Origin of the sequence: Citrobacter freundii complex sp. 2024EL-00216 (assembly GCF_043945515.1) — a bacterium.
Classification (GTDB): domain Bacteria; phylum Pseudomonadota; class Gammaproteobacteria; order Enterobacterales; family Enterobacteriaceae; genus Citrobacter; species Citrobacter portucalensis.
In genome coordinates, this window is record NZ_JBIMRA010000001.1 from 142,628 (window position 1) to 155,431 (window position 12,804).

Consider the following 12,804-nt stretch of genomic DNA (forward strand, 5'->3'; position numbering starts at 1 on the left):
AACAAAATGATGGCATGATCTATTCATAATCCGCCTCAAATTAACCCGCTGGATTATTACTTCCAGTGAATATTTCAGGCGAGCGGATCATGAAGAAAAGTGTACTAATGGCGACATTGTTGCTGGGCTTTGCGGGGACAACATTTGCACAGAGCGTTACCGTTGATGTCCCCAGCGGTTATAAAGTGGTGGTAGTGCCCTCTTCCGTCAGCGTCCCGCAGGCGGTCAGCGTAACTACCGCACCACAAACGGTATATGTTGCTCCAGCGCCTGCTCCGGCCCCTGTCTATCGCGCACATCCTTATGCGCGACATGTGGCAAGCGTCGGTGAAGGGATGGTTATCGAACATCAGATTGACGACCACCACTAAGTTGTCGCCAGGCCCAGACAACCGTAATACTGGTCAGTTAAGATCTTTGGTGAGCGGTAGGCCGGATAAGGCGTTTACGCCGCCATCCGGCAATTTGCTACAGGCCGCCGGATGGCGCTTCGCTTATCCGGCCTACAGCGTGATTCTATTATCAACATAATGCTGAATTTATCGGCGTCATTATGCTTATCTGCGCTGGATTGCGGAAATCCGGACCTTAGCCTTCCCGGGAATTCCCTACCCTTTTATCTTTCAGGAAGATAACCATCAGAATCAGCCACAGTACGCCGCTTGCCAGATTGAACAAGCTGAACAAGCCGTTCCCTCCCAGCAGATACGCGTGTTTACTCAGCTCAATACCGACGGTAAAAATCAGCATCTGCAACATACCCATTGCGGCAGAAACAGTACCCTTACTCATTTCGCTGGCAAACAGCGTCAGGCGCACCAGCCCCGCATTCGCCACGCCAATGCCAAACGCATAGATACTCAAACCCGCCGTCATCCATAGATATGCATGGGATGACACCACCGTGGCCGCAGCGGCAATAATCAGGCCAACGGCGATTGGCCAGCCGCCCATGATAATGAGCGAACGCACGGTTTTTCGCGAAGTCAGACGCGCCAGCACCAGGTTACCAGCAATCAACGCGCCAAAAATCGGCACCTGCAACAGACCATATTCGTAACTGCTGAGATGTTCACCACTGATGATAATAATCGGGGACTGCGCAATCCACGCCAGTAACGGCAGGCTGACAAAACCCAACGCCAGTGCGCCTGCAACGAAGCGCACGTTCCTCAGCACCAGCTTATAATCCTTGCCCAGCTCTTTAATGGACAGCTTTTCACCAAGCCGGGTTGCCGTTTCCGGCATCGCGCGTTGCAGACCAAAAAAGGAGATGGCCGCCAGAGCAGCAAACAGGATAAACATCCCTTCCCACGGCAGAACATGTACCCAGGCTGCGCCTACCAACGGACCCAGCAGTGGCGCAATCAGCGCCACGTTTGCCATCAGCGCGGTAATTTTTATGCAGACCGCTTCTTCAAAGGATTCCTGAATGGCGGCGTAACCCACCGCACCAATAAAGCACAGGCTTATCCCCTGCAAAAAGCGCAGGAAGGTAAATTGCTCAATATTCTGTGCAAGCAGGGTTGCAAGGCAGGTAACGATGAACCAGATCACACCGGTTAACATTACCGGGCGACGACCAATACGGTCCGACAGCGGTCCTAACAACCACTGCAAAAACATGCCGCCTGCCAGATAGGCGGTCATGGACGTAGGTACCCAATCTAATCCGGCGTTATATTGCGCCACCACCGCCAACATTCCGGGCTGGATCATATCGTTGCCGATATAAGTGGAGAATTCGTAAAGCACCAGACAGAGCGGGAAAAGTAATGCCTGACGCCCCAAACGGACGCCTGAAGATAAACGGTTCTGCATGCAATCTCTTAACTATAGAAAAATCGCGCAAAGTGTAATAAATGCGCCGTACTGGTGATAGTGAATTATGTGATTTGAAAGCAAAATGCGCACATTTTTACACTCATTTGCTCAAGAACATTTTGCTTTAAGGTTAATTTAAGTTGAGACCGCTATCATGCTCAATAAGTCTCATTAATTGTCTTAAAAATCGTCATTTAACAGGCAAATAAGACAAGACCGCTTTTTATCCCGTGAAAGCAATTTTATGCTCTCCCCAAATGGGTCTATTTAACGATTACACTGAGTCTGGACGTTATGCTGGAAAATCTGAACAATTCGCTTTTTTACTTGATCAATGCAACACCCGACTCTGCGCAATGGGCAATTTCGCTCGCCATTTTCATTGCCAAAGATCTGATCAGCATTGTGCCGCTGTTAGCCGTTGTGCTCTGGCTTTGGGGACCTCGTGGTCAGGTTACGCTCCAGCGTCAGTTGGTCATCAAAATGGCGATTGCGCTCATCGTCGGGCTGACGATTTCATGGCTGATGGGGCATCTTTTCCCCCACGATCGTCCGTTCGTTAACCACATCGGTTATAACTTCCTGCACCATGCGGCAGATGACTCTTTCCCGAGCGACCACGGTACGGTTATCTTTACCTTTGCTCTGGCCTTCCTGTTCTGGCATCGCTTGTGGACGGGTGCTCTGCTGATGGTTGTCGCCGTGGCGATTGCCTGGTCACGAGTTTACCTTGGCGTTCACTGGCCGCTGGATATGCTGGGCGGATTACTGGCCGGGTTGATCGGCTGTCTGAGCGCCCAGATGATCTGGCAACGGTTCGGCACAAGCTTGTACCTCGGCTTGCAGACGTGCTATCGCACCTGCTTCGCTCTCCCCATCCGTAAAGGTTGGGTACGTGACTAACCCGCGGTAAAAAGAGTAGTATTAAGCGCGAAACTGAGCACTTATTCTATTCTCCAGGGGAACTATGGAAACTCGACGCGACGAGCGTATTGGTCAATTACTGCAGGTGCTGAAACGCAGCGATAAATTACACCTCAAAGAAGCCGCGACGTTGCTGGGCGTATCTGAGATGACCATTCGTCGCGACCTGAATAATCATGATGCTCCCGTCGTGCTGCTCGGGGGCTATATTGTTCTGGAACCCCGCAGCGCTAACCACTATTTAATCAGCGATCAAAAATCCCGTCTGGTTGATGAAAAGCGTCGTGCTGCCCAGCAGGCGGCGAGTCTCGTGCAGGCGCATCAGACCATCTTTTTCGATTGCGGTACGACCACGCCGTGGATCATTGAAGCGATCGACAATGAACTGCCCTTCACTGCAATCTGCTACTCGTTGAATACGTTTCTGGTGCTGCAGGAAAAACCGCAGTGCCGCGTCATTCTGTGTGGTGGTGAATTCCATGCCAGTAACGCGATTTTTAAACCACTCGATTTCCAGGAAACGCTGAACAACCTCTGTCCGGATATCGCCTTTTATTCTGCGGCAGGTGTTCATATCGAGAAAGGCGCGACCTGTTTTAATCTGGAAGAACTGCCGGTGAAGCACTGGGCGATGTCGATGGCGCAGCATCACGTTTTGGTAGTCGATCACAGCAAGTTTGGCAAGGTGCGCCCTGCGAGGATGGGGGAATTGAAACGCTTTGATACCATCATCAGCGACAGCCGTCCTGACGAGGCATTTGTTGAGTACGCTAAAGCACAACGTATCACGCTGAAGTACTAACAGATACTGCCGGACGGCGATTGCGCCATCCGGCAATAGATAAGATTAAGAGAACCAACCACCAAACCACTGGTGGAATTTCATCATCACAAAGTCCCACATGCGGCTAAAGAAACCACCCTCTTCCACATCTTCCATCACCATCAACGGACGCTGTTCAATGGATTTTCCGTTCAACTGGAAGTCGATAGTGCCCACAACCTGACCTTTCTTCAGCGGTGCAGTTAGCTGTGGTTCAGTCAGGGTAAAGCTGGCCTTCAGGTTTTTGAGCTGGCCACGCGGAATGGTCACAGAACCCGCTTCTCCAGCGCCCAAATTCACTTCACTCTTATCGCCAAACCAGACGCGCTGGGTAACGAAAGTCGCATCCGGCTTGATCGGCGTAACGGTTTCAAAGAAACGGAAACCCCAGGTCAGCAGTTTTTCTGACTCATTGAAACGAATGCGGTCGGTTTTTGCTCCCAGCACCACGGAGATCAGGCGCATATCGCCCTGGGTCGCGGAGGCCACCAGGTTGTATCCCGCCCCGGCAGTGGTCCCGGTTTTCATACCGTCCACGTTCAGGTTGGTGCTCCACAACAGACGGTTGCGGTTCGGCTGGCGGATTTTATTGAAGGTAAATTCTTTCTCTTTGTGAATAGCGTACTCTTCCGGCACATCGTGGATTAACGCCTTCCCGAGCAACGCCATATCACGCGCGGTACTGAACTGTCCTGCCGCATCCAGGCCGTGTACCGTCTGGAAAGTCGTGTTGGTCAGCCCCAGTTTTTTCGCATAGCCGTTCATCAGACCAATAAAGGATTCCTGGCTACCGGCAACGTAATCAGCGAGTGCAATACAGGCATCGTTACCTGACTGAATGATAACGCCTTTATTCAGATCGGACACCGCAACCTGATCGCCGGGCTTGAGGAACATGACCGACGAACCGCGCAGGGCTGGATTACCGGTCGCCCAGGCGTCTTTGCCCACGGTGACCATATCGTTGAGGTTAATTTTTCCGGCCTTCAGCGCCTGCCCAACCACATAGCTGGTCATGATTTTGGTCAGACTGGCAGGATCCAGTTTCTCATCAGCATTACCTTCCGCCAGCACCTTACCACTGGCGTAATCCATCAGAATCCACGCGCGCGCGTCCACGCTCGGCGGGGCCGTCGGTTGCTCCGCCGCCTGTACGGTCGGCGCCAAAAGGATTAAGAGTGCAGAACCTGCAGCAAAGCTGCGAAGTGAAGAGAAGTATTGCGTCATAAATGCCACCCGAGTATCCATTCCAAAAAACCACGTCATACCACACCGTGTTTACACAAAACCGGCCAAGCGACCTCGACCAACCCATGCAGAAAAAGTCTGATGGATGACGTGTAAAATAAGTGCGGTGAGTAATAACGCACTAACGAGCTTAAAGAAACCGTAAGTTGGTAAAGTTTTTAAAGTTTATGCAATAACGCCGCGCTGCGCTGCTCCTGGCACGATTTTTTTAGACTTTGTTGCGTAAATATTAGGTTTACCCCACCATGTGAGCTAGTCAAATGGCATCTGCAGCCATAAAGCTGCTCAATTAATTTGCGGGGTTACTATGATTACACTGTGGGGTCGCAATAACTCGACCAACGTAAAAAAAGTATTGTGGACGCTCGAGGAACTGGAACTGCCGTATAACCAAATTCTGGCGGGCGGACAGCATGGCGGTAACCGCGATGCCGACTATCTGGCACTGAACCCGAACGGACTGGTCCCGCTGCTACGCGATGATGAAACAGACGTTGTCCTGTGGGAATCCAATACCATTGTCCGCTATCTGGCCGCTCAGTACGGACAAAAACGTTTGTGGATTGACGCCCCGGCCGCGCGCGCAGTCGGTGAAAAATGGATGGACTGGGCAAATCAGACGCTAAGCCCTGCGCATCGGGTTATCTTATTTGGTCTGGTCAGAACACCTGCCGATCAGCGCGATATGGCGGCCATTGAGGCAAGTAAACAAGTTTGCGATAACCTGTTTGCCATTCTGGATAACGCGCTGGCAGACCAGCCATGGTTCTCCGAGGCTGAATTTGGCACGGCGGATATCGCTGTTGCACCGTTCATCTATAACCTGTTCAACGTTGGTCTGAGCTGGACCCCGCGCCCGCATCTGGAACGCTGGTATCAACAACTGACTGAGCGACCGGCGTTTCAAAAAATCGTGATGATCCCGGTCAGCTAACCAAATCAGGGGCTCACTTTCAGTAATTCCCCGTCGGACTCGTCGGTTAGCACGTACAAATAACCGTCTGGTCCGACGCGCACATCACGGATCCGCTGCCCCCTTTCCTGCAACAGACGACCATCCTCAGTGACCGTATTCCCCTTAACGCTCAGCACGATCACTTCTTTATCTTTCAACGCGCCGATGAACAACTTCTGCCGCCACAGCGGGAAGGTATCGCTATTATAAAAAGCCATTCCACTAACCGCCGGCGACTTTTCCCAGTAAAAGATGGGTTGTTCCGTGCCTGCAACAATTTGACCTTTTGCTTCGGGAATTTTCAAACCACTGTAGTTAACACCCCAGGTCGCGATAGGCCAGCCATAGTTTTTCCCTTTCTCGGGGATATTGATTTCATCGCCTCCGCGTGGGCCATGCTCATTGAGCCACAGCACATCACTCCACGGATTCATCGCCATCCCCTGCGGGTTGCGGATGCCATACGACCAAATCTCTGCCCGCGCTCCCGCCATGTTCACAAACGGATTATCCGGCGGAATTTTTCCCTCGTCGGTCAGTCGGACTAATTTACCCTGCAATTTATCCAGGTCCTGGGCGGTAGCGCGTTGATTATTCTCCCCCAGGCCAATAAACAGATAACCGTTACCATCAAATACCAGACGTCCACCAAAATGTTTCCCGGTGGAAAGCTTTGGCTGTTGGCGAAAAACGGTCTGAAATCCTTGCAGATGTTTGAGATCGTCAGTCAATCGCCCGTAGCCTACCGAGGTGCCCGCTTTGCCTTCGCGGTCGGCTTCAGAGAAGCTTAGCCATACCCGGCGAGATTGTGCAAAATCCGGTGCTAACGCCACATCAAGCAGTCCTCCCTGACCATTTGCCCAAACTTTGGGTACGCCGGTCAGCGGGTCGGAAAGCCCTTTATCAGGCTGCCAGAGTCGAAGCTGTCCACCTTTGAGCGTAATGAGCATACCGCGGTTATCGGGTAAAAAAGCCAGTGACCATGGGTGATCGAGTTTAGTTTGCAGCACTTCCACTTTTACCGCGGCGGCATAAGTGGAAAATAGCGCAAGTGGAATAGCACAGAGAAAGAGTCGACGCATAACACCTCCTTAATGGCTCTGCATAAAGCGTAGCCAGCAAGGGGAATTATCCCGCTACATTTACATAATCTTGACGAAAAGGGGGAGCGCCCTCCCCCTGATTCAGACGTGTTCCAGCGTTGGGTAAGATTGCAAACTCTGGATACTTAGCGTCAGCGTTGTCAGGCAGTTTTCCAGTTTCTCTGCGTTAACGGCGATAAACGTTGGACAATCGTGATGTCCACTCATAAGACAAACCGCGGCGGCGGCTAACGCCCCTTCAGCACGATGAAGGGCATTCCACTCTTCCTGATCAAGATGCATACCGTGAAGCTGTGATTGCTCATGCAATTCGCGATTCAGTGCAAAAAAAACATCACGCAGGCGATCGCTCTCGCTTACTGACATGTAGCCTTTCGCTTTTCTCAACTGCAGATAAGCGGCAAGTTCGATACGGGCGTTTATCAATTTGTTGAGAAGATCGGTTCTCAGTCTGTCAACAACCATACTTTGTTCCTCCTCTTTCCAACTATGGTGCAACTTAATAGTATGGTTGTTTTTTGAACAAATAGATGTCCTACATCAATAAAGCCCAATTGATTAACCTAATTTACAATGTTACAACTTCATCCGGTACGCTTATCGAAAGCGCCCAGTGTCTGACTCGCCTGACTTTTTTTGCTATACCTGATGTGGTTACTGCCATGGTGTTGATGATGAGGGGTCTATGTCGAAAGCAAATGATGCAGAAAAGATACGCACACTATCAAAAATAGATCTCAATCTGCTGACCATTTTCTGTTTGATCTATAGCGTGGGTAGCATTTCCAGAGTCGCTGACATGCTGAACATCTCACCTTCCGCCGTCAGCCAGTCATTAAGAAAACTGCGCGAAATGATGGGGGATAATCTGTTTGTCCGTAGCGGGAATGCACTGTTACCGACGGTCTATTCTGATGAACTGTATGATAATACAATCCCAATTATCGATAAGCTGTCAACGCTGATGCCGCTTTCCACGCCTGCCACCAAAAAAAGGTTAACGCTTTATACGGAATCTTTTATTTCCCCTATCGTTATTCCAGATGTCACCGCCAGAATAATCGAGACTGACGCCGATATCAGCCTCCTGCACCTTACCGCCGACCTGAATGAACAGAGTATTATTGAACTGCTGAATATGCGTCAGGCAGATGCCGTTTTTTCTACCTTTGCCGTAGAGTCAGCAAGTCTTTCATGCCAGAAAATATGCAATATGCGCCTGGTACTGGCGGCCTCGCAGAATAATTCTTTATATGGTAGCACCATCAGTGAAGCGCAATTCAGAAACGCTAACCTGGTCGGTTACAATACTAAGAATGAGAAAATCATTTATCATCGCAGTATTGTGGATAAAAAATTCAGAACCGGAGAACGCTGCCTGCTTACCTCATCGTTTACGGCGATTCTGACAATTGTGTCCAATACCCATTGTTTAGGGGTGATCCCGGAAAAGGTATTTGAAACACACGCTCAGCTGTATGGACTAAAAAAAATAAACACTCCGTTTCCCTTGCCACAATTTAGCGTGTTTGCCTCATCGCGCAAAGAAAGCAATACCCACAAAATCCTCTCACCTATTCTGGCTGATTTGCAAACAGCCTCCCTGTTATGAAAACCAGAGAGGCTGAGCGTTAGAAATACTGGCTACACGCGTATTTTTGCTATGCGCCAGATATGGTCGGCATATTCCTGAACCGTTCTGTCCGACGAGAAATACCCCATGTTAGCAATATTATGCATGGTTTTTGTCGTCCACTCCCGGGGAGTACGATACAACTCGTCCACCGCATCCTGACAATCTACATAGCTGCGATAATCTGCCAATACCTGATAGTAGTCGCCGAAGTTAATCAATGAATCCAACACGTCTCTATAACGCCCTGGCTCCTGCGGACTGAACACCCCTGTACCGATTTGCGTCAGCACCTGATGAAGTTCCTCATCCTTTTCAAAGATGTGCCTCGGGTCATATCCATCACGTCGCAGAGTTTCAACCTGATTAGCCGTATTGCCAAAGATAAAGATGTTATCTTCCCCAACGTATTCGCGCATTTCGATATTCGCACCGTCGAGCGTACCGATAGTGAGCGCACCATTCATACCGAATTTCATATTGCTGGTCCCGGAGGCTTCCGTCCCGGCCAGGGAAATTTGCTCTGACAGATCGGCTGCCGGAATAATTAGCTGAGCGAGACTGACGCTGTAATCCGGAATAAATACTACTTTCAGTTTGCCGCCAATCTGCGGATCGTTATTGACTAACTGCGCCACATCGTTAATCAAGCGAATAATTTGTTTTGCCATGTGATAAGAGGAGGCTGCTTTTCCGGCAAAGATATTCACTCGCGGTACCCAGTTGGCATCCGGCGCGGCTTTAATTCGGTTATAGCGTGTAATAACGTGGAGCACATTCATGAGTTGCCGCTTGTACTCGTGGATGCGTTTCACCTGCACATCAAACAGCGCATCAGGATTCACCACCACGCCGTAGTGGGTGGCAATATGGTGCGCCAGCCGCTGCTTATTTTCACGTTTCGCACGATGCACTGCCTCATTCACCGACGGATAATCTATAAACTGCTTCAGCTCGCCCAACTGCATTAATTTAGTCCGCCAGCTGTCACCGATATTTTCGTCCAGCACTTTGGCAAGCGGTGGATTCGCCAGCGCCAGCCAACGACGCGCAGTCACACCATTGGTTACGTTGGTGAAACGCAAGGGAAATATACGCGCGAAGTCTGCAAACAGTGATTCAGTCATCAGTTTTGAATGCAATGCCGACACGCCGTTTACCTTATGACTGACAACTACCGCCAGCCAGGCCATACGCACCACACGACCATTGGACTCATCAATTAACGACACACGTTTCAGTAGATCGCTGTCATTACGATAACGTTCCTGTAATGTCTTCAGAAAACGATCGTTAATCTCAAAAATAATCTGCAAATGGCGCGGCAAAATTCGACTTAGCATTTCTACTGGCCAGGTCTCCAGCGCCTCACTCATCAACGTATGGTTGGTATAAGAAAAAATCTGACAGGTCACGTCAAACGCGTTATCCCAGCTAAACTGATGATGATCAACCAATAAACGCATCAACTCAGGGATCGCCAGTACCGGATGCGTATCATTAAGGTGAATCGCAATTTTATCGGCCAGATTGTCGTATGTTTTGTGCAACTGATAATGACGACTCAGAATATCCTGGATCGTCGCCGAGGCCAGGAAATAGGCCTGGCGTAAACGCAATTCACGCCCCGCATCGGTGGAATCATCAGGGTACAAAACCCGCGAGATACGATCGAAGTGGTATTTGTTTTCCACTTCAGTAGCAAAGTCGGCCTGCTGATTCAGTTTGCCCGCATTAACTTCGCTATTCACCTGCACGTTCCACAAGCGTAACGTATTAGTCGTGTCCGTCGCATAACCTGGAATAATTTGATCATGTGCCACGGCCAGAATATCCTCGGTTTCAAGCCAGCGGGTTTTATTCCCCTCCTGTTGAACACGCCCGCCAAAACGTACTTTATAATGCGTATTATGACGTTTGAACTCCCAGGGATTACCGTATTCCAGCCAATAATCGAGCGACTCTTTTTGTACACCGTTAACGATATTTTGTTTGAACATACCGTAATTATAACGAATACCGTATCCACATCCCGGCAACCCAAGCGTCGCCAGTGAATCAAGGAAGCAGGCCGCCAGACGACCGAGACCACCATTACCTAACCCGGGATCGTTTTCTTCGTCAATCAGTTCTTCCAGTTCAAGCCCCATTGCCTCCAGCGCGCTTCTGACTTCGTCATAAATACCTAAAGAGAGCAACGCATTGGATAGCGTACGACCAATTAAAAATTCCATCGACAGATAATATACCTGGCGCGCATCCTGAGAGAATTGCGCCCGATTAGAACGGTGCCAGCGCTCGACCATCCGATCGCGTACCGCATATAACGTCGCATTAAGCCACTCCCGTTTCGTGGCGATTGCGGGATCTTTGCCAATAGTGAATAAAAGTTTATTAGCAATATCATCTCTAAGTTTATCAACATCAGAGTCCGTGGCGACCGGAAGTGGCGAAATATACATATTAACGTTACCTTTCAAATTTTGTAGGATGGTAATAGACAGGTGAATTATTTAAAGTTTGGGTACGTGAGCGTTAGCTTTTTGTCGAATATTTTCATGACTGGCGATAAACGTTAATTCTGTCATTAATACACGCCAACTTAAGCCTGTGGCAAGCGAGATATAATATAAACTCACACCATTAGCATAAAGAGTTTTAGCCATTTCAAGTTTCGACTTCAAAACAATATCTTTCAAATTTAACCTCATTAGTAACGCTCGACGAGATAAAATTTACGATAATGAGTGTCTATAGCCAAGAAGCGGCACTTAAAGCCGGAATTAGACTCACTAAACACCTTTCACTGACCGATCTACTCTTTATAGGTATCACTCTTTATTCTCTCCGTCTTATGCTGATCAGATATAGATGTACCGTGAAGGCATCTGTATAATCCCCCGATTACGAGCAATGTACAGTATAAGAAAATGGCAAAAATTGGTTTTATATCACTAGGTTGTCCGAAAAACCTCGTCGATTCTGAGCGCATCCTGACCGAACTTCGTACCGAAGGCTATGATGTTGTGCCAAGCTACGACGACGCGGATATGGTTATCGTTAATACCTGCGGCTTTATCGACAGTGCGGTTCAGGAGTCCCTGGAAGCAATTGGCGAAGCGCTGAACGAGAACGGTAAGGTGATCGTCACCGGCTGTCTGGGCGCGAAAGTCGATCAGATCCGTGAAGTCCACCCGAAGGTACTGGAAATCACCGGGCCGCATAGCTATGAACAGGTTCTGGAGCACGTTCACCACTATGTGCCAAAACCAAAACACAACCCGTTCCAGAGTCTGGTTCCTGAGCAGGGCGTCAAGCTGACTCCTCGCCATTACGCCTATCTGAAGATTTCCGAGGGCTGTAACCACCGCTGCACGTTCTGCATTATTCCCTCCATGCGCGGCGATCTGGTGAGCCGTCCGATTGGCGACGTCCTTAGCGAAGCCAAGCGTCTGGTCGATGCGGGCGTGAAAGAGATTCTGGTAATTTCTCAGGATACCTCAGCGTACGGTGTAGATGTGAAGCATCGTACCGGTTTCCATAACGGCGAGCCGGTCAAAACCAGCATGGTTGATCTGTGCGAACAGTTATCAAAACTGGGGATCTGGACGCGACTGCATTACGTCTACCCCTACCCGCACGTTGATGATGTGATCCCGCTGATGGCGGAAGGGAAAATCCTGCCGTATCTGGACATCCCGTTACAGCATGCCAGCCCGCGTATTCTTAAACTGATGAAACGCCCGGGCTCCGTGGACAGACAGCTGGCGCGCATCAAGCAGTGGCGTGAAATCTGCCCTGAACTGACGTTGCGATCCACTTTCATTGTTGGTTTCCCGGGTGAAACGGAAGAAGACTTCCAGATGTTGCTCGACTTCCTGAAGGAAGCGCGTCTGGATCGCGTGGGCTGCTTTAAATACAGCCCGGTAGAAGGCGCTGGCGCTAATGACCTGCCGGATCAAATCCCGGAAGAGGTGAAAGAAGAACGCTGGAACCGCTTTATGCAATTGCAGCAGCAGATCTCTGCTGAACGTTTGCAAGAGAAAGTGGGCCGCGAGATTCTGGTTATCGTTGATGAAGTTGACGAAGAAGGCGCAATTGGTCGTAGCATGGCTGATGCTCCAGAAATCGACGGCGCGGTATACCTGAATGGTGAAACCAAGGTGAAACCTGGCGATATCATCCGCGTGAAGGTCGAAAACGCAGATGAATACGATCTGTGGGGCACCCGCGTTTAATTAGCGTAACCCAACGTAGGCCGGATAAGGCATTTATGCCGCATCCGGCAATGCCT

Annotated in this window: 12 protein-coding genes; 6 read left to right on the plus strand and 6 right to left on the minus strand. The window is 49.8% G+C overall.

Translation table 11 applies throughout. The features are described from left to right. Window positions 1-89: 89 nt before the first annotated feature. On the plus strand, window positions 90-371 hold the full coding sequence (locus ACHHZ7_RS00670; RefSeq protein WP_003831642.1) for a hypothetical protein: 282 nt from the start codon (window positions 90-92) through the stop codon (window positions 369-371). A 217-nt stretch (window positions 372-588) separates the two neighbouring features. Here the strand turns inward: ACHHZ7_RS00670 and ACHHZ7_RS00675 are convergent, their stop codons facing one another. Continuing rightward, on the minus strand, window positions 589-1,821 hold the full coding sequence (locus tag ACHHZ7_RS00675) for an MFS transporter (protein ID WP_008784235.1): 1,233 nt from the start codon (window positions 1,819-1,821) through the stop codon (window positions 589-591). Between the two features lie 297 nt (window positions 1,822-2,118). Here ACHHZ7_RS00675 and ybjG point away from each other — a divergent pair, with 297 nt between their 5' ends. Together ybjG and deoR are read left to right on the plus strand one after the other, a co-directional pair. Further along, a complete protein-coding gene (gene ybjG, locus ACHHZ7_RS00680; RefSeq protein WP_060682487.1) occupies window positions 2,119-2,727 on the plus strand; it encodes an undecaprenyl-diphosphate phosphatase in 609 nt (202 codons plus the stop codon). Between the two features lie 64 nt (window positions 2,728-2,791). Next, on the plus strand, window positions 2,792-3,550 hold the full coding sequence (gene deoR, locus ACHHZ7_RS00685; RefSeq protein ID WP_060682488.1) for a DNA-binding transcriptional repressor DeoR: 759 nt from the start codon (window positions 2,792-2,794) through the stop codon (window positions 3,548-3,550). A 45-nt stretch (window positions 3,551-3,595) separates the two neighbouring features. On the opposite strand, the gene dacC is transcribed toward deoR, so the two are convergent. After that, window positions 3,596-4,798, minus strand: coding sequence for a serine-type D-Ala-D-Ala carboxypeptidase (dacC, locus tag ACHHZ7_RS00690; protein ID WP_032944358.1), 1,203 nt, complete (start codon window positions 4,796-4,798; stop codon window positions 3,596-3,598). A 328-nt stretch (window positions 4,799-5,126) separates the two neighbouring features. Between dacC and ACHHZ7_RS00695 the strand changes: the two genes are divergently transcribed. Beyond that, window positions 5,127-5,753, plus strand: a complete 627-nt coding sequence (locus tag ACHHZ7_RS00695; protein ID WP_060682489.1) for a glutathione S-transferase family protein — start codon at window positions 5,127-5,129, stop codon at window positions 5,751-5,753. Window positions 5,754-5,758: 5 nt separating this feature from the next. On the opposite strand, the gene ACHHZ7_RS00700 is transcribed toward ACHHZ7_RS00695, so the two are convergent. Together ACHHZ7_RS00700 and bssR are read right to left on the minus strand one after the other, a co-directional pair. Next, window positions 5,759-6,856 carry a PQQ-dependent sugar dehydrogenase gene (locus ACHHZ7_RS00700; RefSeq protein ID WP_060682490.1) on the minus strand — a complete coding sequence of 366 codons (1,098 nt, stop codon included), beginning with the start codon at window positions 6,854-6,856 and terminating at the stop codon, window positions 5,759-5,761. 102 nt (window positions 6,857-6,958) lie between these two features. Continuing rightward, window positions 6,959-7,342, minus strand: coding sequence for a biofilm formation regulator BssR (gene bssR, locus ACHHZ7_RS00705; RefSeq protein WP_008784229.1), 384 nt, complete (start codon window positions 7,340-7,342; stop codon window positions 6,959-6,961). A gap of 220 nt (window positions 7,343-7,562) precedes the next feature. On the opposite strand from bssR, the gene ACHHZ7_RS00710 reads away from it, so the two are divergent. Then, window positions 7,563-8,489, plus strand: coding sequence for a LysR family transcriptional regulator (locus tag ACHHZ7_RS00710; protein ID WP_192463916.1), 927 nt, complete (start codon window positions 7,563-7,565; stop codon window positions 8,487-8,489). A 32-nt stretch (window positions 8,490-8,521) separates the two neighbouring features. Here the strand turns inward: ACHHZ7_RS00710 and glgP are convergent, their stop codons facing one another. Next, window positions 8,522-10,972, minus strand: coding sequence for a glycogen phosphorylase (gene glgP / locus ACHHZ7_RS00715; protein WP_060682492.1), 2,451 nt, complete (start codon window positions 10,970-10,972; stop codon window positions 8,522-8,524). 51 nt (window positions 10,973-11,023) lie between these two features. After that, window positions 11,024-11,209, minus strand: coding sequence for a glycine cleavage system protein T (locus ACHHZ7_RS00720; protein ID WP_223240755.1), 186 nt, complete (start codon window positions 11,207-11,209; stop codon window positions 11,024-11,026). Between the two features lie 231 nt (window positions 11,210-11,440). Between ACHHZ7_RS00720 and rimO the strand changes: the two genes are divergently transcribed. Beyond that, on the plus strand, window positions 11,441-12,748 hold the full coding sequence (rimO, locus tag ACHHZ7_RS00725; RefSeq protein WP_003831616.1) for a 30S ribosomal protein S12 methylthiotransferase RimO: 1,308 nt from the start codon (window positions 11,441-11,443) through the stop codon (window positions 12,746-12,748). Window positions 12,749-12,804 lie beyond the last annotated feature (56 nt).